Annotated in this window: 30 protein-coding genes; 6 read left to right on the top strand and 24 right to left on the bottom strand. The window is 50.2% G+C overall.

The genetic code is table 11. The annotated features are described in order from the left end of the window. Positions 1 to 11: 11 nt before the first annotated feature. The 4 genes from mutS to NB647_RS09970 form a co-directional block, all read right to left on the bottom strand. Entirely contained in the window at positions 12 to 2,690 is a 2,679-nt protein-coding gene (gene mutS / locus NB647_RS09985) for a DNA mismatch repair protein MutS (RefSeq protein WP_269264445.1), read from the bottom strand. Between the two features lie 135 nt (positions 2,691 to 2,825). Continuing rightward, positions 2,826 to 3,842 (bottom strand): ketol-acid reductoisomerase, encoded by a 1,017-nt coding sequence (gene ilvC, locus NB647_RS09980; protein ID WP_269264444.1) that lies wholly within the window; start codon positions 3,840 to 3,842, stop codon positions 2,826 to 2,828. Between the two features lie 36 nt (positions 3,843 to 3,878). After that, positions 3,879 to 4,370 (bottom strand): acetolactate synthase small subunit, encoded by a 492-nt coding sequence (gene ilvN / locus NB647_RS09975; protein WP_269264443.1) that lies wholly within the window; start codon positions 4,368 to 4,370, stop codon positions 3,879 to 3,881. A gap of 1 nt (position 4,371) precedes the next feature. Next, positions 4,372 to 6,090, bottom strand: a complete 1,719-nt coding sequence (locus NB647_RS09970; protein WP_269264442.1) for an acetolactate synthase 3 catalytic subunit — start codon at positions 6,088 to 6,090, stop codon at positions 4,372 to 4,374. A gap of 436 nt (positions 6,091 to 6,526) precedes the next feature. Here NB647_RS09970 and NB647_RS09965 point away from each other — a divergent pair, with 436 nt between their 5' ends. Genes NB647_RS09965 through NB647_RS09955 form a run of 3 tightly spaced genes read left to right on the top strand, consistent with a single transcriptional unit; the run spans position 6,527 to position 8,121 of the window. Beyond that, complete coding sequence (locus NB647_RS09965; RefSeq protein ID WP_269264441.1) at positions 6,527 to 7,093, top strand: RNA polymerase sigma factor; 567 nt, start codon at positions 6,527 to 6,529, stop codon at positions 7,091 to 7,093. Then, on the top strand, positions 7,090 to 7,500 hold the full coding sequence (locus NB647_RS09960; protein WP_269283382.1) for a DUF3619 family protein: 411 nt from the start codon (positions 7,090 to 7,092) through the stop codon (positions 7,498 to 7,500). Before NB647_RS09965 ends, NB647_RS09960 begins: the two co-directional genes overlap by 4 nt. A 12-nt stretch (positions 7,501 to 7,512) precedes the next feature. Beyond that, positions 7,513 to 8,121: a DUF3106 domain-containing protein gene (locus NB647_RS09955; protein ID WP_269283381.1), complete on the top strand. Its 609-nt coding sequence runs from the start codon at positions 7,513 to 7,515 to the stop codon at positions 8,119 to 8,121. Positions 8,122 to 8,271: 150 nt separating this feature from the next. Here the strand turns inward: NB647_RS09955 and NB647_RS09950 are convergent, their stop codons facing one another. From NB647_RS09950 to NB647_RS09940, 3 genes are all read right to left on the bottom strand, one after another. After that, positions 8,272 to 8,517: a hypothetical protein gene (locus NB647_RS09950; RefSeq protein WP_269283380.1), complete on the bottom strand. Its 246-nt coding sequence runs from the start codon at positions 8,515 to 8,517 to the stop codon at positions 8,272 to 8,274. 223 nt (positions 8,518 to 8,740) lie between these two features. Beyond that, entirely contained in the window at positions 8,741 to 9,037 is a 297-nt protein-coding gene (locus tag NB647_RS09945; protein ID WP_269283378.1) for an RnfH family protein, read from the bottom strand. Then, a complete protein-coding gene (locus tag NB647_RS09940; protein ID WP_269264437.1) occupies positions 9,030 to 9,464 on the bottom strand; it encodes a type II toxin-antitoxin system RatA family toxin in 435 nt (144 codons plus the stop codon). Before NB647_RS09940 ends, NB647_RS09945 begins: the two co-directional genes overlap by 8 nt. Before the next feature lie 56 nt (positions 9,465 to 9,520). Between NB647_RS09940 and smpB the strand changes: the two genes are divergently transcribed. Further along, complete coding sequence (gene smpB / locus NB647_RS09935) at positions 9,521 to 9,970, top strand: SsrA-binding protein SmpB (RefSeq protein WP_269264436.1); 450 nt, start codon at positions 9,521 to 9,523, stop codon at positions 9,968 to 9,970. Positions 9,971 to 9,993: 23 nt separating this feature from the next. Here smpB and iscX read toward each other — a convergent pair whose 3' ends face one another. The 12 genes from iscX to rplM all read right to left on the bottom strand — a co-directional run bounded on the left by iscX (position 9,994) and on the right by rplM (position 18,096). After that, a complete protein-coding gene (gene iscX, locus NB647_RS09930; protein ID WP_269264435.1) occupies positions 9,994 to 10,191 on the bottom strand; it encodes a Fe-S cluster assembly protein IscX in 198 nt (65 codons plus the stop codon). Between the two features lie 22 nt (positions 10,192 to 10,213). Next, entirely contained in the window at positions 10,214 to 10,552 is a 339-nt protein-coding gene (gene fdx, locus NB647_RS09925) for an ISC system 2Fe-2S type ferredoxin (protein WP_269283375.1), read from the bottom strand. An 18-nt stretch (positions 10,553 to 10,570) separates the two neighbouring features. Further along, complete coding sequence (hscA, locus tag NB647_RS09920) at positions 10,571 to 12,436, bottom strand: Fe-S protein assembly chaperone HscA (protein ID WP_269283373.1); 1,866 nt, start codon at positions 12,434 to 12,436, stop codon at positions 10,571 to 10,573. 2 nt (positions 12,437 to 12,438) lie between these two features. Next, the gene (gene hscB, locus NB647_RS09915) at positions 12,439 to 12,960 is read right to left on the bottom strand and encodes a Fe-S protein assembly co-chaperone HscB (RefSeq protein WP_269283371.1); all 522 of its coding nucleotides are present in this window, start codon (positions 12,958 to 12,960) and stop codon (positions 12,439 to 12,441) included. 21 nt (positions 12,961 to 12,981) lie between these two features. Then, a complete protein-coding gene (gene iscA / locus NB647_RS09910; protein WP_269264431.1) occupies positions 12,982 to 13,305 on the bottom strand; it encodes an iron-sulfur cluster assembly protein IscA in 324 nt (107 codons plus the stop codon). A 13-nt stretch (positions 13,306 to 13,318) separates the two neighbouring features. Continuing rightward, entirely contained in the window at positions 13,319 to 13,717 is a 399-nt protein-coding gene (gene iscU / locus NB647_RS09905; RefSeq protein ID WP_269264430.1) for a Fe-S cluster assembly scaffold IscU, read from the bottom strand. A 23-nt stretch (positions 13,718 to 13,740) separates the two neighbouring features. Further along, positions 13,741 to 15,006: an IscS subfamily cysteine desulfurase gene (locus tag NB647_RS09900; protein WP_416143567.1), complete on the bottom strand. Its 1,266-nt coding sequence runs from the start codon at positions 15,004 to 15,006 to the stop codon at positions 13,741 to 13,743. Further along, positions 15,003 to 15,488 carry an Rrf2 family transcriptional regulator gene (locus NB647_RS09895; protein WP_269283368.1) on the bottom strand — a complete coding sequence of 162 codons (486 nt, stop codon included), beginning with the start codon at positions 15,486 to 15,488 and terminating at the stop codon, positions 15,003 to 15,005. The genes NB647_RS09900 and NB647_RS09895 overlap by 4 nt, the downstream gene beginning before the upstream one ends. Positions 15,489 to 15,643: 155 nt before the next feature. Next, positions 15,644 to 15,994 carry an iron-sulfur cluster insertion protein ErpA gene (gene erpA, locus NB647_RS09890; RefSeq protein ID WP_269264428.1) on the bottom strand — a complete coding sequence of 117 codons (351 nt, stop codon included), beginning with the start codon at positions 15,992 to 15,994 and terminating at the stop codon, positions 15,644 to 15,646. 66 nt (positions 15,995 to 16,060) lie between these two features. Then, complete coding sequence (argC, locus tag NB647_RS09885; RefSeq protein ID WP_269283366.1) at positions 16,061 to 17,110, bottom strand: N-acetyl-gamma-glutamyl-phosphate reductase; 1,050 nt, start codon at positions 17,108 to 17,110, stop codon at positions 16,061 to 16,063. Between the two features lie 155 nt (positions 17,111 to 17,265). Further along, positions 17,266 to 17,658: a 30S ribosomal protein S9 gene (gene rpsI / locus NB647_RS09880; protein WP_005878921.1), complete on the bottom strand. Its 393-nt coding sequence runs from the start codon at positions 17,656 to 17,658 to the stop codon at positions 17,266 to 17,268. Between the two features lie 9 nt (positions 17,659 to 17,667). Beyond that, positions 17,668 to 18,096 carry a 50S ribosomal protein L13 gene (rplM, locus tag NB647_RS09875; protein WP_269264426.1) on the bottom strand — a complete coding sequence of 143 codons (429 nt, stop codon included), beginning with the start codon at positions 18,094 to 18,096 and terminating at the stop codon, positions 17,668 to 17,670. Positions 18,097 to 18,365: 269 nt separating this feature from the next. Here rplM and NB647_RS09870 point away from each other — a divergent pair, with 269 nt between their 5' ends. Further along, the gene (locus tag NB647_RS09870) at positions 18,366 to 18,992 is read left to right on the top strand and encodes a LysE family translocator (RefSeq protein WP_269284810.1); all 627 of its coding nucleotides are present in this window, start codon (positions 18,366 to 18,368) and stop codon (positions 18,990 to 18,992) included. A gap of 20 nt (positions 18,993 to 19,012) precedes the next feature. Here NB647_RS09870 and NB647_RS09865 read toward each other — a convergent pair whose 3' ends face one another. Then, positions 19,013 to 19,687 (bottom strand): ZIP family metal transporter, encoded by a 675-nt coding sequence (locus NB647_RS09865; RefSeq protein WP_332880077.1) that lies wholly within the window; start codon positions 19,685 to 19,687, stop codon positions 19,013 to 19,015. Here NB647_RS09865 and NB647_RS09860 point away from each other — a divergent pair. After that, positions 19,665 to 19,832: a hypothetical protein gene (locus tag NB647_RS09860; RefSeq protein ID WP_269284826.1), complete on the top strand. Its 168-nt coding sequence runs from the start codon at positions 19,665 to 19,667 to the stop codon at positions 19,830 to 19,832. The genes NB647_RS09865 and NB647_RS09860 overlap by 23 nt on opposite strands. 59 nt (positions 19,833 to 19,891) lie before the next feature. Here the strand turns inward: NB647_RS09860 and NB647_RS09855 are convergent, their stop codons facing one another. Genes NB647_RS09855 through lspA form a run of 4 tightly spaced genes read right to left on the bottom strand, consistent with a single transcriptional unit; the run spans position 19,892 to position 23,174 of the window. Then, positions 19,892 to 20,962 carry a M48 family metallopeptidase gene (locus NB647_RS09855; protein ID WP_269283364.1) on the bottom strand — a complete coding sequence of 357 codons (1,071 nt, stop codon included), beginning with the start codon at positions 20,960 to 20,962 and terminating at the stop codon, positions 19,892 to 19,894. Positions 20,963 to 20,979: 17 nt separating this feature from the next. Next, positions 20,980 to 21,429 (bottom strand): dUTP diphosphatase, encoded by a 450-nt coding sequence (gene dut, locus NB647_RS09850; RefSeq protein WP_269283363.1) that lies wholly within the window; start codon positions 21,427 to 21,429, stop codon positions 20,980 to 20,982. A 15-nt stretch (positions 21,430 to 21,444) separates the two neighbouring features. Beyond that, on the bottom strand, positions 21,445 to 22,635 hold the full coding sequence (gene coaBC / locus NB647_RS09845; protein WP_269283362.1) for a bifunctional phosphopantothenoylcysteine decarboxylase/phosphopantothenate--cysteine ligase CoaBC: 1,191 nt from the start codon (positions 22,633 to 22,635) through the stop codon (positions 21,445 to 21,447). 38 nt (positions 22,636 to 22,673) lie between these two features. After that, positions 22,674 to 23,174 carry a signal peptidase II gene (gene lspA, locus NB647_RS09840; protein ID WP_269283360.1) on the bottom strand — a complete coding sequence of 167 codons (501 nt, stop codon included), beginning with the start codon at positions 23,172 to 23,174 and terminating at the stop codon, positions 22,674 to 22,676. Between the last annotated feature and the right edge of the window lie 58 nt (positions 23,175 to 23,232).

The raw sequence follows: 23,232 nt of genomic DNA, 5'->3' as shown, positions 1-23,232 counted from the left end.
ATCCGGACGGGTTACTCCAGGGATTTTAATTGTTTTTTCAATTCATACAACAGATCCAGCGCATCACGAGGAGACAGGGAATCCGGATCCAGTTCATCAAGTGATTCGATTACCGGCAGAAAACGTGAATCCTGATCGTTTTGTTCGTCTCTTTCCGTGTCAGCCGAAGAGTACGAAAACAGATTAAGCTGATTGCGGTCCGGGATGAAATGGGATTCCAGTTCCGCCAGATGTTTCCGGGCGACCCGAATGACTGGAGACGGTACACCGGCCAGTTTGGCGACCTGGAGTCCATAACTTTGTGAGGCAGGTCCGGGTTCGACGGAATGCAGAAAAACGATGCTGTCTTTGTGCTCGACCGCAGATAAATGAACATTGGCCGCTGTCGGACATGTTTCGGGTAATTGGGTCAGTTCAAAGTAATGGGTTGCAAAAAGCGTGAAGCTTTTGTTGTTTTCAATCAGATGGTGTGCAATGGCCCAGGCCAGCGCCAGTCCATCGAATGTGGATGTCCCGCGACCGATTTCATCCATCAGAACCAGCGACTGTTCTGTGGCTCCATTCAGGATGGCGGCAGCTTCGGTCATTTCGACCATGAATGTCGAGCGTCCACCTGCCAGATCGTCCGCCGCGCCGATTCGTGTAAAGATACGGTCGACCGGACCGATAACGGCCTGGTCCGCAGGGATGAAACTGCCGATGTATGCCAGCAATACAATCAGTGCCGTTTGTCTCATGTAGGTTGATTTGCCGCCCATATTGGGGCCGGTAATCAACAGAAATTTCTTGTTGCCGGACAGATCGCAATCATTGGCGATGAAACGTTCAATCCTGCTTTCTATGACAGCATGTCGTCCCTGGGTGATTTGGATGACCGGTTCGTCAACCAGGTCGGGTTTTACCCAGTTCTGTTTCCCGGCATGAAATGCCAGTGAAGACAAAACATCCAGCTGGGCGGTGTTTCGGGCGATCAATTGCAATGGAGCGATGTAGGACGTCAGGTCCTGCAATACCTGTTCGTAAAGTGTTTTTTCAAGCGCCAGGGCTCTTTCACGGGCAGAAAGAACTTTGTCCTCGAAGGCTTTCAGTTCGGGCGTAATGTAACGTTCCGTATTCTTGAGCGTTTGCCTGCGGCGATAATCGTCGGGTACTTTCGAAACCTGTCCCTGGGTGACCTCGATGTAAAATCCGTGTACCCGATTGTACTCGACTCTCAGATTGGCTATGCCGGTCCGGGTTCTCTCACGGGTTTCCAGTTCAACCAGAAACTGGCCGGCGTTTTCTGCAAGAGCCCGCAATTCATCCAGTTCGGCGCTGAATCCCGCAGCGATTACACCTCCCTCACGAATCATCGCCGAGGGTTCATCGCTGATGGCATGTTCCAGCAGATCCAGACAGGATCGGGGAACCGCCAGATTCTGATGCATTTCTCTCAGAAGCGAGGTGCCATCTTCCATAACACATTGATCCAGATAGGAACGCAGGCCGGGTAATTGTTGCAGACCCGAACGAAGGGCGGAAAGATCACGTGGCCGGGCTGAATAGAGCGCTATTCTGGATACAATCCGTTCTATATCGGGAATATTGGCGAGCGTGTTGCGCAATCCTTCAATAACACTGGCATCAAGCAGAGCGGTAATGGTCGCCTGACGGGCGCGTGCGATAGACTGGTTACGGCTGGCATGGTGCAGCCAGTGCCGGAGAAGGCGCGATCCCATAGTCGTTCTGCAGTGATCCAGTTCGGCCAGAAGTGTGGGAGACTGGTTACGTCCGCTATCGGCACGAATCGGCTCGGTCAGTTCCAGATTGCGTCTGGTCATGGCATCCATCGTGATGTAATCGTCTTCCGTTTCCACCGCCAGTGTCCTGATATGCTGGAGATTTTGCGATTGGGTGGAATGCGCGTAGTTCAGGATGGCGCCGACAGCTCCGAAGGCCGGATTCAGACCGGAAGCGCCGAAACCATCCAGCGATATGACCTGAAGTTGTTCAAGCAGTTCTTTTTTGCCGTTGTTCTGATCAAAATGCCATTCCGGTACGGTGACGATACGGGCAGAGAATCCGGTCAGCCATGTTTTGTCGAAGCCGTCCGGAACCAGAATTTCAGCGGCGCCGATTCTCTCGATTTCCTGTTGCAGGCGGCCCTGAAGGTTTTTTTCGTCAACGGTGGTTTCAAACAGCTTCAGTGAACCACTCGATAACGATAACCACGCCAGTCCGAGAATCCATTGTTTCCGGTTTTTCTGGCAATTGATGGCCAGTAGCGGACGATCGGCCTTTTCGGGCAAGAGGTTTGAATCGGTCAGGGTTCCCGGGGTCACGATGCGGACGACTTTGCGTTCTACCGGTCCTTTGCTGGTAGCAGGATCACCGATTTGCTCGCAAATGGCGACGGATTCGCCTGTTGCGATCAGTTTTGAGAGATATTGGTCGAGGGCATGGAATGGAATACCCGCCATTGCCACATTTTTCCCTGTGGACGCTCTTTGTGTCAGCGTAATACCCAGGATTTGCGATGCCGTGACGGCATCATCGAAAAACAGCTCGTAAAAATCCCCCATACGATATAAAAGAAGCATATCCGGGTGTTGGGCCTTGATCCGAAGATACTGTTGCATCATCGGTGTCTGTCTGGCGGTTTCCGGAGTTGTCGTCGGGACAGAGGAGACTCGTTTTTGTGGTGGCGTCATAGGCGTTTGCGCAGCTGTTTCAGGATTATTATTAAAAGTTTTGGCGAGGCAAATTTCCATTTTAATGCGGCTGTTGGACCGGAAGCAAAAAAGAGCGCTGAAAGCGCTCTTTTTCGGGATATTTCACCGGTAAAATCAGTTTTTGCTCTGATCAACCAGTTTGTTTTTCGCAAGCCAAGGCATCATGGAACGCAGACGGCCTCCAACCTGTTCAATCTGATGTTCGGCTGTCAACCGGCGACGGGACAGCAAAGTCGGGGCACCAGCCTTGTTTTCCAGAATGAAGCTCTTTGCGTATTCACCGGTCTGAATGTCTTTCAGAGCCTGACGCATGGCGTTTTTGCTCTGTTCCGTAATGACCTTTGGACCAGTAACATATTCACCATATTCGGCGTTGTTGGAGATGGAATAATTCATGTTGCCAATACCGCCTTCATGGATCAGGTCAACGATCAGTTTCAGTTCATGGCAGCATTCGAAGTAAGCCATTTCAGGCGCGTAACCGGCTTCGACCAGCGTTTCAAAACCGGCCTTGATCAGTTCAACTGCACCACCGCACAAAACAGCCTGTTCGCCAAACAGGTCGGTTTCGGTTTCTTCACGGAATGTCGTCTGGATAATGCCGGCACGTCCCCCCCCGTTCGCCATGGCGTAGGAAAGGGCGATATCGCGGGCTTTTCCGGATTTGTCCTGATAAACGGCGATCAGTTGGGGAACGCCGCCTCCCTGTGTGTAGGTACTGCGGACGGTGTGGCCTGGCGCTTTCGGAGCAATCATGATGACATCGAAATCGGCACGGGGAATGACCTGACCGTAATGGACATTGAATCCATGGGCAAAAGCCAGAACGGCGCCCTGTTTGGCAACCGGAGCGACACTTTCGTTATAGACTTCAGGAATATTTTCATCGGGCAGCAACATCATGATGACGTCGGCGTCCTTTACGGCTTCCTTGACTTCCTTGACTTTCAGACCGGCGTTTTCGGCTTTTCCCCAGGAATTGCCGCCCTTGCGAAGGCCGACCGTCACATCGACGCCTGAGTCATGCAGGTTCAGTGCATGGGCATGTCCCTGTGAGCCATAACCGATGATGGCCACTTTTTTTCCTTTAATCAAAGACAAATCACAGTCTTTATCGTAAAAAACGTTCATTATGATTCCTAATCCAAATGGTAAAAATACGACCGGTTAAACTTTCAGGATGCGTTCGCCACGTCCGATTCCGGAACCGCCGGAACGGACTGTTTCCAAAATGGCTGTCCGGTCGATTGATTCGATAAAAGCATCCAGTTTGGCTTTGTCGCCGGTTAATTCAACAGTATAGGCCCGATCGCTGACGTCGATGATTCTTCCGCGGAAAATATCGGTCGTTCGCTTGATTTCTTCCCGTTCCTTGCCGACGGCACGGATCTTGATCAGCATCATTTCGCGTTCCACAAAATAACCGTCCGTCAGATCGACGACCTTGACGACTTCGATGAGTCTGTTCAGATGCTTCGTGATCTGTTCGATGACAGCCTCTGATCCGATCGTGACAATTGTCATGCGCGACAGGGTCGGGTCTTCCGTTGGCGCGACATTCAGGGTTTCGATATTGTATCCGCGTGCGGCAAACAGGCCGACGACGCGTGCAAGTGCGCCTGCTTCATTTTCCAAAAGAACTGAAATAATGTGTCGCATGTTATTTGTCCTCCAGGCTCATGAGCATTTCAGTCAGGCCCTTGCCGGCCTTGACCATGGGCCAGACGTTTTCGGTGGAATCCGTCAGGAAATTCAGGAATACCAGTTTGTCTTTCATGGAGAAGGCTTCTCTCAGGGCACCTTCCACATCCGCCGGTTTTTCGATCTTGAATCCGACATGACCGTATGCTTCGGCGAGCTTGTTGAAATCGGGAAGGGATGCGACATATGTTTCCGAATAACGGGACTCGTAATCCAGACGTTGCCACTGACGGACCATTCCAAGCACTCCGTTGTTCAGCATGATGATTTTCGGAGTCAGGTTGTATTGTTTGCAGGTCGCCAGTTCCTGAATATTCATCTGGATGGAACCTTCTCCGGTGATACAGGCAACGGTAGCCCCCGGATTGGCCATCTGGATACCCATGGCATAGGGCAGTCCTACCCCCATGGTTCCCAGACCGCCGGAATTGAGCCAGCGACGGGGCTTGTCGAAGGGATAGTACTGGGCAGCCCACATCTGGTGCTGTCCGACATCGGAAGCGATATAGGCGTCGCCCTTGGTGACATCCCACAGTTTTTCGATGACGAACTGAGGTTTGATAATCTGGTCGGATTGCTCGTATTTCAGGCAGTTTTTCTTGCGCCACTCATTGATCTGTTTCCACCAGGGAGCCAGTGCCTGCGGGTTGATCGAACCGGATGGCGCCGTATCGAGCTGGGCCAGCATTTCCTGCAGAACGTCCTTGACGTTGCCGACGATCGGGATATCGACCTTGACCCGTTTGGAAATGGAGGATGGATCAATATCGATATGGATGATTTTGCGGTCGACTCTGGAAAAATGATCCGGGTTGCCGATGACACGGTCGTCAAAACGGGCCCCGACAGCAATCAGGACATCGCAATGCTGCATGGCCATGTTGGCTTCATACATGCCATGCATACCGGGCATACCGATATATTTTTCACTGGACGCACGGTAGGATCCCAATCCCTGCAAAGTATTGACACACGGTACTCCAAGCCGGTCAACAAGCTGGTTCAGTTCAGGAGCCGAGTCGGAAAGAATGGCGCCGCCACCTGCATAGACCAGAGGACGTTCTGCCTGAAGCATCATCTGGACCGCTTTGCGTATCTGTCCTGTATGTCCCTTGTCGATCGGTTTGTAGGAACGCATTTCGATTTCTTTCGGATAATCGAAAATGCAGGACTGCATGCTGACGTCCTTGGGAATATCAATCAGAACCGGACCCGGACGGCCTGTCGAGGCGATGTAAAAGGCTTTTTTGATGGTGACAGCAAGATCCTTGACGTCCTTGACGAGAAAATTGTGTTTGACACATGGCCTTGTGATTCCGACAGCATCACATTCCTGGAATGCATCGGAACCGATGGCATGAGTTGCAACCTGTCCGCTGATCAGTACGAGCGGAATGGAATCCATGTAAGCAGTTGCAAGACCTGTAATGGCATTTGTGACTCCTGGTCCCGAAGTGACCAGTGCAACACCGACTTTTCCGGAGCTTCTTGCATAAGCATCGGCGGCATGAACGGCAGCCTGTTCATGCCGGACAAGAATGTGCTTGAATTTGTCCTGTTTGTAGATCGCGTCGTAAATATAGAGAACGGAACCACCCGGGTAACCGAAAACGTGCTCTACTCCTTCTTCGGCCAGACTCCTGACTAATATATCGGAGCCTGTCATTTCTAAACTCATACTTCTTTCCTTTCAAGGTCCACTGGAAATTGATCGGATGCTCTTTCCTGACGAAATTGAAATTGCAAGAGACAATCTTTCTTATTTTATTTCGAAAATTGAAAAATAAGCACAATTTCTCGTACTTGTGATACGGGTCAGAGCAAACAGCTTTCAAAACAGCAAAGCATGTCTTCACGACAGGCGGCATTATGAGCACCATGTGAGAAAACCGTCCGCCATGGGGTAAAATGGCGGTAGCAGCTAATCGCCTGCGACATTTTGATCAAGCGCTACTCAATTACAAATGTACAATACTTCAGCAATTGTATAAAGTGGGTAATTTTACACTACTATCTGCACAAGCAGGTCTATCTTTGCTAGCATTTGCACCTGTTTGACACAGTCGGGGACTGTGTTTTTTAATTTTGCAGGACTGAATTTTCTGCCGATTCGAATGGCAACAGACAAAGAATTATCTGATTTTCTCGCAAGTGTTGAAAAGCGGGCATTCAAACAGGCTGCCTATGCTGTTCGGCGGGACGAATCGGCGCTTGATATCGTTCAGGATGCGATGATCAAACTTGCCGAAAAATACGGGGACAGACCGGTATCGGAATTGCCGATGCTGTTCCAGCGTATCCTGCAAAATACTATCAGTGATTTCTTTCGCCGCGAAAAGGTCAGAAATACGTGGGTCAGTCTTTTTTCAAGTATGTCGATGAATCAGGATGGCGATGATTTCGATGTTCTTGAAGTCTATCAGGGAGATGAAAACAGGGAAATTGTGGAATCATCCGCTGACAAGCTTGAAAGAGCGGAAATATTGACTATTATCGAAGAAGAAATCGAAAAATTGCCTGTACGTCAACGGGAAGCATTCCTCATGCGTTACTGGAATGATATGGATGTTGCCGAAACGGCGGAAGCGATGAATTGCTCTGTCGGGAGTGTCAAGACACATTGTTCGCGTGCGACGCATGCACTGGCAAAGGCCCTCAAGGCAAGGGGAGTGGAGTTATGAGTATGAATGAAGAAAATTTTGCTTACAAGGTGCGCCATGCCTTGAATGAGAAACTGGAAGAAATGCCGGAGAGTATTACACAGCGGCTGGAACAGGCCCGTCGGCTGGCTGTAAGCCGGAAGAAAAAAAGCGCTCCGGTTTATATCAGTGTTTTTCAGCAGGTATTTGCCGGGACAGGCAGTTATCTTTCCGGCAGTATGTCATGGATGGGAAAACTGGGAATGACTTTGCCTGTTCTTGCGCTGGCAATCGGTATGGCTGGCATTTTCCACCATGAGCAGCAGCGCCAGATAAGGGAAATCGCCGATATTGATATTGCGGTGCTTTCGGATGAATTGCCTCCCTCTGCTTATGCCGATAGCGGTTTCAGGGCTTTTGTTGCGGACAGGGCCACTACCGGGGTATAGTTGATGGACCGAATGAACCGTCTAGGCAAGAAGAAGCCGGTATCTTTATGGATATCGGCTGTTGTGATTGCGATTGTCGTCGCAGTTGGAGTGGTTTATACCGTATTGCCTCTGGATAATCTCAGGGGGCTTTTGGGAATGGAAAAGGAAGCGGAGACGGTTCATTCGGGAGAATCCTGGGAAAGTCTGTCGGCATCCCGGAAAAAATTGTTGGCGCCGCTTGAAAGTGAATGGAACGGATTAAGCGCTGCCCAGAAAAGGAAATGGCTTGAAGTCGCCGGTAAAATGGAGAAAATGTCTCCTGAAGAAAAGCAGCGGTTTCAGAATCATATCCGTGACTGGCTGAATCTGACACCGGAGCAGCGTCGGATGGCACGCCAGAATTTTCTGGGTTTCAAAAAGCTGAATCCGGTGAAAAAGACGGAAAAATGGAAGGAATATCAGCAGTTGCCTGAGGAAAGGAAACGGGCGCTGGCAGAGAAAGCAAGATCCAGACGCCGTCTTACCAGTCTGGCAGATGAAACGGTAAAACAGGATGTGGTTGTGGACCCCCCTGTCAGACAACCTGAAAAAGTTGCTCAGCCACCGGTACAGGATGAAATTCCGGAATACTGGCGTTAGTCACATTCGGCGTCTGTTCGCTGTGGTTGAGCATGGCGGCGGTTTCAGGGCCTGAAACATTCGGCATATCTGTTGTTTGTTCATTTTTCTGATGGTTGAATTCTCGCCGGTATCACTTTTTCCGTTTTTCCCCGGGGCGTTGGTTTGAAATCATGTGGTGTCGCCTTGGAAATAGCTCGGGTCCAGGGATGCTGTAATTCTTTGAATATAAAAGGGAAAAGTATCCGGGCCGGGTAAATTGACTTGCGGCAGGTATGGATGCCAAGAGTCTGTGCCTGTGTGGTAACGGTGGGAAAAACGGTATGGTTCCGCCATGTCCGAAGACATGCTTTCTGATGAAGAGGGATAATCTGTCAAAAGTGTTTCCATCAAAATCGTGCGGGTTGAATTTTCCATGAATGACAAAAAGGTGGAAAAGCGCTTTTGCTGGAAATGGAAAACCGGCTGGATTGTCTGTTCGGGTTGGATACGGGATTTTACAAGTCTGTATTCGCGGTTTTTTGGAAAAGATGAAATGAACCGGGTCTTTTGAAAGGCATGACGGACAAATCCGGCTTTCTGCAAGGCGAGTGAATTGCGCTATGTTCTGTGAAACATGGCATGATCTGAAACTGAAGTGTTATTTGTATTCGATGTTCAGAAGTCTTCGACGCCGGGTGTCCTGGGGAGAATTTTCCAGTGGACGATAGATTTCAATTCGATCGTTGGCTTTCAGTAAGGTATCGAACTTTTTTTTCTTTCCGAAGATACCTATATTGTCTTCTTTTACCACCAAAGGCAGTTTTTTTTCAATCCCGCTCAGGTTGAGCGCGTCTATCAGCCTTGTGTTTTCCGGGACTTCGAGGTCAATCAGAATCTGGTTTTTCGGTTCGGCATAGCAGATCTGAACGGGTATGAAACGTTCCGTATTATCCATATATTTTTTTTGCCCGTTCGCAGAAAGAATCGACGAGACTGTTTGACACAATGTCGAATACTGGACCGACCAGTTTTTCGAGAAAAAAATGGGAAAAATCATAATTCAGGTGTAACTCGACACGGCATTGACGTTCATTTAACGCAGTGAATGTCCATCGGCCGTCCAGTTTGCTGAATGGTCCGCGAACCAGTTTCATCTGAATGGATGTCGGCGCGGTATTGGTATTGCAGGTGGTGAAACTCTGTTTGATACCGCAGAAATTCAGTGAGATTGTCGCGATTGCAGTATGGTTGACATCGTCTCTGCAAACATCGACACTGTTGCACCAGGGAAGAAAAGACGGATAACTTTCCATGTTTTCGACCAGCGTATACATTTGTTCTGCAGTGTAGTTGAGCAATACCGATTTGTGTACGATTGTCATCGGAGCTGAATGGTTTTGATAAAATCGCTATTTTATACAAGGATGCCAGTTAATTTATGACTATTGCCGATAACAAGAAAGCTTTTCATGATTATTTCATTGAAGAACGCTTTGAAGCAGGGATGGCTCTGGAAGGCTGGGAGGTGAAATCCATTCGGGCCGGAAGAGTGCAGCTCAAAGAGGCGTATGTCATTGTCAAGTCGGGTGAAATTTTTCTGTTTGGTTCCCACATCAGTCCTTTGCCTACTGCATCGACCCATGTCAAACCGGATCCGGTAAGAAACAGGAAGCTGTTGATGCATGCGTCCGAGATCAGCAAGCTGATCGGAAAAGTGGAACGGGCCGGTTATACACTGGTACCGCTTAATCTGCACTTTTCAAAAGGCCGCGTCAAATGTGAAATCGGACTGGCCAAGGGCAAAAAACAATATGACAAACGTGAGACCGAAAAAGCGCGTGACTGGCAACGGGAGCAGCAAAAGATCCTGAAACAGAACAGACGCTGATCGTTTCTGGCGTTGAAAGGGTATCAGTCTTCCGCTTCCTTTATCCATGCCATCAGAATGGCTTCAAGGATTTTTTCATTGGACCGGTTCGGATCATCGTCGAATCCGTCCAGCTGGCAGATCCAGTCATGCAAATCCGTGAACCGGATACTTAGCGGATCGGTATCGGGGTAGCGATCGACCAGTTCTTCTGCAATTCGTCGGGTATCGGACCATTTCATATTTGTCGTGCCTGTCTGAATGTCAGCGGTTTTCACTGACGAGGTTGATGGTATATCTGGGTATTTCGACCGTCAGATCTTCGTTGCCGATTTTTGCCTGACAGGAAAGTCGGGAATTAGCTTCAAGTCCCCATGCCCTGTCCAGCATGTCTTCTTCCTTTTCGCTCATTTTCGATAGTGAATCGAAACCTTTGCGGACAATGACATGGCAGGTACTGCAGGCACCGCATTTTCCGCAGGCATGTTCTATTTCGATGTGATTGTCCAACAGGGCGTCGCAGATCGATTCACCTGCAGGGGCTTCGAAAGTGGCGCCTTCAGGACAAAGTACGTTATGTGGCAATACAGTGATTTTCGGCATGTTTATTCTGGAACAGGATCAGATGACATTGTTGACAGTTTTGCCCGACAATGCTTTTTTTATACTTCGGTTCATACGTTTGGCTGCAAAGTTTTCCGTACCTCTGGATAATGCCTCGATCGCTTCATGAATGGCGGAAACGGAATGTCCTTGCAGTGTTTCACGAGTTGCGGCGATCAGGGCTTTTATTACGGTACGTTCCGTTTCGTTCAGGAGGTCGCCATCGGTTTCCAGTGCGGTTTCTGTTGCCTGAATCGTCCGTTCGGCCTCAACCCGCTCTTCTCTCAAGGCACGTTCCTGCATATCGGTTTCAGCATTTTTTCCCGACTCTTCCAGCATGGCGGCGATTTCCTTGTCGGTCAGACCGTAGGAAGGTTTGACGGTTATGGATGCTTCCGTCCCCGAATGGGTTTCGCGGGCGGAAACGGAAAGCAACCCATCCGCATCGACCTGAAAGGTGATACGGATGCGAGGGACACCTGCCGCCATAGGGGGAATGCCACGCAATTCAAAACGGGCCAGAGAACGACAGTCATCGACGAGTTCCCGTTCTCCTTGCAGGACATGAATGGCCAATGCCGTTTGTCCGTCTTTGAAGGTCGTGAATTCCTGCGCATAAGTGCATGGAATAGTCGAGTTGCGCGGAATGATTTTTTCAACCAGTCCTCCCATGGTTTCAATACCGAGGGAAAGAGGAGTGACGTCGAGCAGCAGCCAGTCGTCTCCCGGGGCACGGTTTCCCGCCAGAAGATTGGCCTGCATGGCAGCGCCAAGTGCGACAACCTTTTCAGGATCGATTGTGGCATGCGGTTTTTTTCCGAACAGTTTCTGGATCTGCCTGCGGACATGGGGCATGCGTGTCGCACCTCCGATCAGGATGATTCCATTGATATCGTGAATGGAGATACCTGCATCGCGTATGGTTTTTTTGACTTGCTGCATGGTTCGACAGACAAGCGGATGCGTCATTTGTTCGAATACTTTTGCCGTCAGTTCCAGATTGATTTTCTCTCCCGAAGAAAGCAGGGTGTTGACTGTAACCCGGGCACGTGCGGAAAGCCGTTCTTTTGCTTCACGCGCCTTGGTCATCAAAAGCTGGGTATCTTCGGCAGAAAGCGGTTTCAGATGGGCTTTTTCAATAATCCAGCAAAAGATCCGGTGATCGAAATCATCCCCGCCGAGTCGTGAATCGCCTCCCGTGGCCAATACTTCGAAAACGCCTTTATTCAGTTTGAGGATGGATATATCGAATGTCCCGCCACCAAGATCGTAGGCGGCGTAAATTCCTTCTGACGCGTTATCGAGACCATAGGCAATCGCTGCCGCAGTCGGTTCGCTTAAAAGGCGGAGGACATGGATTCCTGCCAGTTTCGCTGCATCCTTGGTCGCCTGACGCTGTGCATCGTCAAAATAGGCCGGAACGGTAATGACTGCTCCAGCCAGCGGTTCATCAAACGCTTCTTCGGCACGATGTTTCAAAACAGACAGGATTTCGGCGGAAACTTCGACAGGACTTTTCTGTCCGGCAGTCGTTTCGATTCGTACCATGCCTGGGGTGTCGACAAACTGGTATGGCAGGCTTTCCCTGTTGGCAATGTCTTTCAGGCCTCTTCCCATCAGGCGTTTGACGGAGGCGATCGTGTTTTTCGGATCGCGGTTCTGTGCCAGTTTGGCCTCATAGCCTACTTCGGTATGACCATCGGGGAAATAGCGGACGACTGAAGGCAGCAACGGACGCTGTGATTCGTCTTCCAGTACTTCCGGGATACTGTTGCGAACTGTCGCCACCAGCGAATGCGTCGTACCCAAATCGATACCGACAGCCAGACGGAACTGGTGTGGCGCGACAGACATGCCCGGTTCTGCAATTTGGAGAAGTGCCATTTTCAGTGTTTGGAATCGAGTTCATCAAAAGCCTGGCCGATTTCCTCTCCGAATTTTTCGAGGAACATCATTTTCCGGATTTCCTGCGCAGCATTTTCGTACTGGCGCCGGTTCAGCGAGTTTTCAACAACTTCCATTTGCTTTTGGCGTACGTGAAGTTGTTGTTCCGCCAGTTTTTCGAGCATTGGCCTGTTTCCCGTTTCACGGGCTTCCTGCAGCAGTTCACGCCATTCCAGTTGTTGCATCAAAAATTCTGGATCCATTGATACATGCGTTTCTTTCCGCACATGATATCCGTTCAGCTCGCAGAGATAAGCGCTTCGTCTGACCGGATCGCCAAGAGTCCGGTAAGCGTCATTGGCCATGGCGGCCCATTGCATGGCCGTCCGTTTTTCCGCTTCGGTGGCGGTGACAAAACGATCGGGATGAACCAGCCTCTGAATTTTCTTGTAGGCCTGATCCAGTCCCTGTAAATCGATCGCAAATTGTTCAGGCAGGTTAAAAAACTCGAAATAATTCTGCATAATGAAATGTACCGGACAGAATCAGACCTTGAAACTGTTTCCGCAGCCACAGGTATCTTTTACGTTCGGATTCGAGAACCTGAATCCTTCGTTCAGACCTTCGCGTGCATAATCCAGTTCCGTACCGTCAAGATAAGGAAGACTTTTCGGATCGACGAAAATCCTGACGCCGTTGGATTCGAAAATCCTGTCGTCGGCCTGGGGTTCGTCAACATATTCCAGTTTGTAAGACATGCCGGAACAGCCGGTTGTCTGTACGCCGAATCGTAGCCCGATGCCCTTTCCCCGTCGTTCGAGAAAACGGGTGATGTGATTGGCCGCTTTTTCAGTCAGTGTAATTGCCATGTCATTTCCTGCGTCATTTGAGTTTGTTCTTTTTTTCCTGTCGTTTCTGATAATCGTCGACAGCCGCCTTGATCGCATCTTCCGCCAGAATGGAACAGTGGATTTTGACAGGAGGAAGGGCCAGTTCATCCGCTATCTCGGAATTCTTGATTTTCAGCGCTTCATCCAGTGTTTTGCCTTTTACCCATTCTGTGACCAGTGAACTGGATGCGATTGCCGATCCGCAGCCATAGGTTTTGAAACGGGCATCTTCAATCATTCCGTCGGCGTTGACCTTGATTTGCAGACGCATCACATCGCCACAGGCCGGAGCGCCTACCATTCCTGTGCCGACAGTGTCATCATCCTTGTCGAAGCTTCCGACATTGCGCGGGTTTTCGTAGTGGTCAATTACCTTGTTCGAATAAGTCATTTCCTGTTCTCCAGCAATCGTTTTCAGTGAGTGGCCCACTGAATGGTACTGATATCGATACCGTCCTTGTACATTTCCCAAAGCGGCGAGAGTTCGCGCAATTTGGCAACCTGGGTTTTTACCAGATCAATGGCGAAGTCCACTTCTTTTTCCGTTGTGAAACGTCCGATCGTGAAACGGATGGAACTGTGGGCAAGCTCATCGCTCCGGCCCAGTGCACGAAGCACATAAGAAGGTTCCAGACTGGCAGAGGTACAGGCTGAACCGGAAGAAACAGCCAGTCCTTTCATTGCCATCATCAGCGATTCGCCTTCCACGTAGTTGAAACTGACATTCAGGTTGTGAGGGATACGGTGTTCCATATCACCATTGAAGACAACGGCTTCAATCTGGCCCAGTCCATCGGCAAGCCGTTTGGCAAGTACCTTTATCCGTGCCACTTCTTCTTTCATTTCTTCCCTGGCGATCCGGTAGGCTTCACCCATACCGACAATCTGGTGTGTGGCAAGCGTGCCCGATCTCATGCCTCGTTCATGTCCGCCTCCGTGCATCTGGGCTTCCAGACGGATACGTGGACGACGGCGTACGAACAGTGCTCCAATCCCTTTGGGACCGCATATTTTGTGTGCGGTCAGGGTCATCAGATCCACTTTTGTCTTTTGCAGGTCAATTTCCATCTTGCCGGCGGCCTGCGCGGCATCGCAATGGAAAATCACGCCTTTGCTTCGGCAGAGTTCGGCGATTTCATCCACCGGTTGGATAACGCCGATTTCATTGTTGACCATCATGACGGACACCAGAATGGTATCAGGACGAATAGCCTTTTCCAGCTGTTCCAGGGTGATCAGACCATTTTCCTGGGGATCCAGATAAGTCGCCTCGAATCCTTCACGTTCCAGTTCCCTGAATGTGTCCAGAACCGATTTGTGTTCGGTCTTGACTGTGATGATGTGTCTGCCTTTTGTCTTGTAAAATTGTGCGGCGCCTTTGATGGCCAGGTTGTTTGCTTCCGTTGCGCCTGAAGTCCATACAATTTCGCGTGCGTCGGCATTGATCAGGGCCGCGACATGAGACCGTGCTTCTTCAACGGCTTTTTCCGCTTCCCAGCCGTATATGTGGCTGTTTGAGGCCGGGTTGCCGAATTTTTCGCATAAATAAGGAATCATTTTTTCCGCTACACGTGGATCAACGGGTGTCGTGGCCGAATAATCCATATAGACGGGATGCGTCGCATCGTGTGTCAATTCCCTCAGAATGCTGCATTGTGTGGTTTGTGCCGGATTGTTCATGCTGTCATATCCTTTTGTTTCGCCGGTTTTGCATAAAGCGCAATTTTGCCGGAATTCTGTTTGTCCTGCGCTGTGCCTGTTTCTTTTCCGGAAAGATCAGACAATGTGACGGATTCCAGATAATCGATGATTCTTTCATTCAGGCTCGCCCATAAGTTATGGGTGACACATTTGATACTGCCTTTCGCGCAATTGCCGCTGCCGCCACAGCGTGTGACATCAAGCGGTTCATCTACGGCAAAGACAATATCGGCAATAGTGATATCTCCGGCGTCTTTCGCCAGAACGTATCCACCTCCCGGACCGCGTATCGATTTGACCAAATTTCCGCGACGGAGTTTAGAAAACAGTTGCTCCAGATAAGCAACAGAGATATCCTGTCGCTCGCTGATACCTGCCAGAGGAACCGGACCGTTTTGCTGGTATCGGTTGACGTCTATCATAGCCGTTACCGCGAAACGTCCTTTCGTCGTCAATCGCATGGGATTTTGCCTGAATGCCTATTAGTTGAATATTTTAGTCAAGTATAGCAGAAACCGGAAAAGTCTGCCAGATGGCCGGTTCATGTGGTTTTTCTGTCGGAAGAAAGGACAAAAAAGGACGCAGATCTGCGTCCTTTTTTGTGTTCGGAACGAATTCAGGGGGCAAATGATGAACCGCAACCACAAGTTGTGGTGACGTTCGGATTCTTGATGACGAATTGGGATCCGTTGATATCTTCCTTGTAATCGATTTCGGCACCGACAAGATACTGGTAGCTCATCGGGTCTATCAAAAGCTGGATTCCGTCTTTCATCATGGTTGTATCGTCTTCATTGACGTTTTCGTCGAAAGTGAAGCCGTACTGGAAACCTGCACAACCACCGCCCTGCACAAAGACACGCAATTTCAGATTGGGGTTACCTTCTTCGGCAATCAGTTCGGCGACTTTCTTTACGGCATTGTCGGTGAAATTGATCGGTGCCGGCATTTCTTGATTGTCACTCATTGTTTACTCCGGAATTTAAAAGTACATTCATTATAAACATGTTCCGGAATTTCTGTTTGTCATGCATTATGGCAATACCGGAACCTGTCTGAGGCCGGTCGTTTCGTCAAGGCCGAACATCAGGTTCATACACTGGACGCCTTGTCCTGCAGCGCCTTTGACCAGGTTGTCTTCCACGACAAGAATGACCAGTGTATTGGCGTTTCCGGGTCTGTGTACCGCAATGCGCAGATAATTCGAGGCACGTACGGACCGTGTTTCCGGGTGGGAGCCAGCGGGCAGGACATCGACGAACGGATCGTTACGGTAATGGTTTTCATACAATGCCTGGATGTCGATATCCGACGATTCCGGATTCAGAGTGGCATACAGGGTTGAATGTATTCCCCGGATCATGGGAGTCAGGTGAGGCACGAATGTCAGGCCTATTTCACGGGTATTGCCGGTTATCGCCTTGAGTCCCTGAACGATTTCGGGGAGATGGCGATGGCCTTTGACGCCATAGGCATGGAAGTTGTCTGCCGATTCGGAAAACAGCGATCCGACCGCCGCTTTTCGGCCAGCCCCCGAAACACCCGATTTGCAATCCGCAATCAGCATGGATTCATTGACCAGCGGTTTGCCCTGACTTAGCAGCGGGGCAAAGCCAAGTTGTATGGATGTGGGATAACAACCGGGCAATCCGATGACCCGGGCTTTTCTGATTGCTTCGCGATTGACTTCAACCAGTCCGTAAACCGCTTCCTTCAATATATCCGGGCAGGCATGCGGCATACCATACCATTTTTCGAATTCCGCTGTGTCTTTCAGCCGGAAGTCGGCGGCAAGGTCAATGATCCTGACATCGGTGGCAAGCAGGTCCCTTGCATGGGACATGGCGATACCATGCGGAGTGGCGAAAAAGACGACGTCGCATTTTTGCAGATCCGATTCGTCTGGAGAGGTAAAAGCCAGATCGACGATACCACGCAGGGAAGGAAACATATCCGCGACAGGAGTTCCACTGTCTCCCCGTGATGTAATGGCGGTGAGTTCCACATCCGGGTGGGCGGAAAGAATGCGCAACAGTTCGACACCTGTATATCCCGTACCGCCGACGATGCCGACTTTAATCATGTTTGCCTCCCTGAAAATAGAATGAAATACGACTTTTATTTTAGCCGGTTTATCCGGTTTTGCCGCAATGGCAGCCAGAAAAAAAGTCGTCTGACGCAAGCCAGACGACTCTGAAAAAACCTTGTACGATATCGGAGGATACCGTACGGGACAAATTAACGTTTGGAGAACTGTTTTGCGCGGCGTGCCTTGCGCAGACCGACTTTCTTGCGTTCAACTTCGCGTGCATCACGGGTGACGAAGCCGGCTTTGGACAGTGCCGGTTTCAGGCCGATGTCGTAGTCGATCAATGCACGGGTGATCCCGTGACGGACAGCACCTGCCTGGCCGGATTCACCACCGCCGGATACGTTGACCATGATATCGAAACGCTCGACATTGTCGGTCAGTTCAAGTGGCTGGCGAATGACCATCAGGCCGGTTTCGCGAGAGAAATATTCGTTAGCCGGTTTGCCGTTAACGGTGATTTTTCCTGAGCCTGCTTTAAGAAAAACACGAGCCACAGCACTTTTGCGACGGCCGGTTCCGTAATTGTAGTTACCGATCATGTCTGCTCCTTAGATTTCAAGTGGCTTGGGCTGCTGGGCGCTGTGAGGATGGGTTGCATCCGCATACACTTTCAGCTTTTTGATCATGGCATAGCCCAAAGGACCCTTCGGGAGCATGCCTTTGACGGCTTTTTCAAGTGCCCGACCCGGAAAACGCTGCTGCATTTTTTCAAAGGTCGTTTCGTAGATACCACCAGGGAAACCGCTGTGGCGATAGTATTTCTTGTCAGTCATCTTGTTGCCGGTAACGCGCAGTTTGCTGGCGTTGACGACGATGATGTAATCGCCGGTATCGACATGAGGGGTGAATTCCGGTTTGTGTTTGCCACGCAGACGGCGTGCCACTTCGCTGGCGACACGTCCGAGAACCTTGTCGGTTGCGTCAATCACAAACCAGTCACGCTGGACTTCGCTGTCCTTTGCGGAAAAGGTTTTCATAGTAAATTCCTGTATTGTGTTTTACACGTTCAAACGGGTGGTTCCGCCTGAATTAAAAAGCGGACACAGCCTTCTGTTATTTTTCCGGAACGGACGGAAAGAGTGAAATTATAGACGTATCAATAATTTGACGTCAATTGGATCAGATGTTTCGCTGGTATCGCCGATGTTTTTCCATGAAAAAATCGTCGGAAAAATACGGAAAACCGATTCAAATGGCGTTTTTCTTCAGGTATTCTGTCCGTTTTGGTCTGGTATTTCTGTTTCAAATGATTCCAATCGATATTCTGGGGACTTATTTTCTGGCCTGTCTTGTTCTTGCCATCGTTCCGGGGCCGGACAATATATTTGTTCTGACCCAGTCGGCCTTGCAGGGGAAAAAGGCCGGACTGCTGGTTGTTCTGGGATTGTGTACGGGGTTGATGTTCCATACATCCGCCGTTGCTTTGGGGGTGGCTGTTATTTTCAAGACATCGGAGTTGGCGTTTACCCTGTTGAAAGCGGCAGGAGCCACTTATCTGCTCTATCTGGCATGGGGAGCCTTCAGAAGCGGAGCGGCATCCATTGACGGAAACGGAATCTCCGCTCTCGGAAGCGGCCAGTTGTATCGTCGTGGTATTTTTATGAATATCACCAATCCGAAAGTCAGTATCTTTTTTCTGGCATTTTTGCCCCAGTTCGCCGATCCGGCGAGAGGATCACTGGCAATTCAGATGCTGGTGCTGGGTTTCGTTTTTATCCTTTCGGCCATTCTGGTATTTGGTGCCATTGCCCTGGCCGCCGGTTCACTGGGCGAATGGTTGAGCCGGTCGGCCAATGCCCAGCGCTGGATCAACCGGCTTGCCGGGACCGTGTTTGTGGGACTTGCCATCAAATTGCTGTTGACGGAACGCTAGCGTTGTGGCCGGGCAGAGAATCAGTGCGAATGATGGAGGCCGTGAGTAATGGTGAAAATGACGGCGATTCCCAGCGCGACAAGAGCGATCTGGGGGATGGTCTCGCGAATCGTACTGCGGCGCTGCATTTGGGGTATCAGATCGCTTAGGGCAATATAAATGAAGCCGGCTGATGCCAGCGTCAGAACATACGGGATCAATTCCTGTGCCCGTCCCAGAGTATGGTAACCGATCAGAGCCCCGGTCATGGCAGTTGCGGTATTGCTCAGGCTGTAAAAAAAGGCCCGTTTGCGGGTAAATCCTGCATTTAGCATGACGATGAAATCTCCGACTTGCTGGGGGATTTCATGTGCCAGAATCGCCAGACTGGTTATCAGGCCAAGGTAAGGGTTGGCCAGGAAAGCGGCGGAAATAAGAATGCCGTCCGTGATGCTGTGAAATCCGTGTCCGACGAGGATCATCCAGCCTGCCGATCCGGCTTCATGTTTGTCGAAACCTTTTTCATGATGATGCCCGTCTCCTTCATGATGATGTGAATGACGGAGAATGGAAAACTTTTCGAGCAGGAAAAAAGCCAGCAGTCCGATCAGCAAGGTCAGAAAAAGCCGGTTCGGCTGCACATGCATTTCGAATGCTTCAGGCAGGGCATGCAAGAGAGAAGTCGAGAGCATCATGCCGACTGACAGGCTGATCATCAGCTCGATCATTCTGGCCAGAACGGAAAAGGACAATACCGCTGCCAGCGTAATGCTGATGCTGCCGATACAGACAACGGCAAGCAGCGTGAAAATCAGTGATGTATTAATTTCGGGTTCCTTGTGTCATCGTTTTTCTGTATAAGACGGAATATCCGGATCTGAATACGGATTTTCCGGTTATTTGTGTCGTGTCGCGAGATATCACTTCGGCGTGGCCAGCGCTTTTCTCCGTTTGTCGATAGCCTTGATGCGTGTGATCGCGTTTGGCATTGCCTCGAGACGGGCTGATGTGGCCGGATGCAAGGCTGTGTAGTTCATGGCGTTTGTCGCCGGAAAGCGGTAGGCAAGCCTTTTCCAGAAGCGGGTGGCGTTATCAATTCCATAGCCTCCTCTCAAAGACATGGCCAGACTCAGTGTGTCCGCGTCAATATCGAATTTTTTCGGCATGGGTTTCAGACCGGTAGAGGTTGCCTGACGCGGAGGGGTAAGCATGAGATTGTCGATCAGTGATGTCGCGGCATGCGTGTTTTGCAGGGTTTTGGTATGTCCCAGTACATTGTGTGCCATTTCCTTGGACAGGATATAAGCCAGATCTTCATCCGATTTTGCAAATAACATCATGCCCTGGGTTACCAGAATACGGTTGCCATCGGAATAGGCATTGACATTGCCGGTCTGTCCCAGTTCAATGCGGAATCCGCAGGCGGGTGTAAGAGATACGGTCATTTTTCTGGGAACCTTGTTGCGCAAAACGGTCAGGTTGAGAGATTTTTTCTTGGAAACAAGCGATGAGAGCATCTCTACTGTATCGCGTTCGGCGTGTATGCCCTGGGGAACCGGTTTGTTGTCGATACGCAGCAATATGTCGCCGCGTTGCAGTCCGGCACGTTCTGCACCACTGTCGGGAATGACATTCATCACCTGAAGCCTGTCGTCCAGACCGTACATTTCCGAAGCCAGTGCCGCCAGGGATGGCGAATAGGTGTATTTGTTCGCTACGCTGAAACCCAGAAGATTGCGGAGTTGTTTTCTGCACAACGGAGCATTGTTGATCAACAGTTTGCCACCGACCCTGTCAAGCCGGTCCTGCATGGCGACAACTTGTTTGAGTTTGGCGGGGCCTGCCGTTTCAAGCACTGTTTCCTCGTTGTCGAGCCATCCTGTATCCGTTGCACAGGCAGAAACGAGTACGGCACAGCATACACATGCAAGTCGTGGCAATATTCTGCTGTTCAGAATGGAATGTTTTACCAATAGCAAACGTTTTATCATGCTTTTGTTACCTCAAATCAGATTTTTCCAGTACTGCCGAAACCGCCGGTTCCTCGTGAGCTTGTTTCGAATTCATCGACGATATTGAATTCGACCTGCAGAACCGGGACAATAACCAGTTGGGCCAGTCTTTCCATCGGATTGAACGTGAACGGTTCGGTTCCCCTGTTCCAGGTCGAAATCATCAATTGGCCCTGATAATCCGAATCGATCAGGCCAACCAGATTGCCCAGTACAATGCCATGCTTGTGTCCGAGACCACTGCGGGGCAGAATGAGAGCGGCATATCCCGGATCGGCAATATGAATGGCCAGGCCGGTCGGAACCAGTTGTGTTTCGCCGGGTGCCAGCGCGACCGGTTCCGCAATACATGCGCGCAGGTCCAGTCCGGCGCTGCCACTTGTCGCGTATGAGGGAAGATATTCCTTCATACGCGGGTCCAGTATTTTGATGTCGATCGTCTTCATGGATACTTCTTGTCGCTATAGCCGTTTTGAGATTTGTTCGATCAGCTGGCGTGCCAGAATCTGCTTGCTTCCGTGCGGTAATTCAAGGCTGCCGGTTTCATCGAACAGAATCAGGGTGTTCTCATCCTTTCCGAAGGTTTCATGGCCGATATTTCCGACCAGCAAAGGAATGTTTTTCTTCTTGCGTTTTTCTTCGGCATGCTGTTTCAGCTTTTCGGATTCCGCGGCGAATCCGACGCAGTAAGGAGGATCGGGCAGCGCGGCGATTGAGGCAAGAATATCCGGATTTTCAGCAAACTCAAGTGTCGGTGAATGACCATTGCCGTTTTTCTTGATTTTCTGTTCACTCTTATTGGCGACTCTCCAGTCGGCAACGGCTGCCACGGAAATGAAAACATCCTGTTTGCTGATGTGCGACATGACGGCATCGCGCATCTGGATAGCCGTCATAACATCGATACGTTTTACGCCATAAGGCGTATCAAGAGCGGTCGGACCTGAAATCAGTGTTACGGAGGCACCGGCCTCACGTGCCGCACGGGCGATGGCATAGCCCATTTTGCCTGAGGAGCGGTTTGTGATGCCGCGGACGGGGTCGATCGGTTCAAATGTCGGGCCGGCAGTTATCAGCACACGCCGGTTTGCCAGCCATTTGGGTTGCAATGCGGCAATGACTTCTTCCAGCAGCTGGGCCGGTTCCAGCATGCGGCCATCCCCGATTTCGCCGCAGGCCTGATATCCTGAAGCTGGTCCCATGATCAGCGTTCCGTCTTCTCTGAGCTGGTTTACATTTCGTCGGGTCGCCGGTTTTTTCCACATTTCGGCGTTCATCGCCGGGGCAATCAGAAAAGGAATGGTTGACGGTCTGGCCAGACACAGAGTGGATAACAGGTCGTCACACAGTCCATTGGCCAGCTTGCTCATGAAATTGGCAGAGCAGGGAGCGATGACGACAAGATCGGCCTGACGTGTCAGATCGATATGCGGCATGTTGTTTTCAAGACGGTCATCCCAGGAATCGGTGAAGACGGTATGCCCGGTCAGTGCCTGCATGGTGACGGGTGTGATAAATTTCTGTGCGCTTTCTGTCATGACGACCTGAACGGACGCTCCCTCGCGGATCATGGCACGCGCAAATTCAGCCGATTTGTAACAGGCGATACCGCCTGTCAATCCCAGTAAAATTCTTTTGCCGGACAAATCCATACTTTCTCCAGAATCGTGAAACAATGCCGAAACACGGATCAGTTTTTTCTGACGCGTTTCAGTTCATCCATAATAAACAGCACGGCACCGATTGTAATGCCGCAATCCGCGATATTGAATGTCGGCCAGTGCCATCCGAAAGCGTGCATGTCCAGAAAATCGATGACATGACCATACAGTGAACGGTCAATCAGATTGCCGATGGCTCCCCCCAGAATCAGGGCAAGGGACAGACAGAACAATTTTTGCTGGGCGTGCCGTTTCAGCAAATAGATGATGAATATGATGGCGGCAATACTGATTACCGTGAAAAAATATCGTTGCCACCCGGCCTGGGAAGCCAGGAAACTGAAAGCGGCTCCCTTGTTGTAGACAAGCATCAGGTTGAAAAAAGGAGTCAGTTTGATGGTTTGTCCATAATTTAAGGTACAGGATATCCAGACTTTGCTGAGTTGATCAAGGACAACGATCAGGATGGCAAGACCTAGCCACGGCAGTATACCGGTTTTGTTTTTATAGTAGAGATTTCTGGTTGCCATATTTATATTTGCAAAAGCCACCGGCTGTGATGGACACACCGGTGGCGTGAAAGAAAGT

Origin of the sequence: Oxalobacter aliiformigenes (genome assembly GCF_027116575.1) — a bacterium.
GTDB classification, from domain to species: Bacteria; Pseudomonadota; Gammaproteobacteria; order Burkholderiales; family Burkholderiaceae_D; genus Oxalobacter; species Oxalobacter aliiformigenes.
The sequence above is the reverse complement of the archived record's forward strand: the minus strand, read 5'-3'. Positions and strand labels throughout refer to the sequence as shown.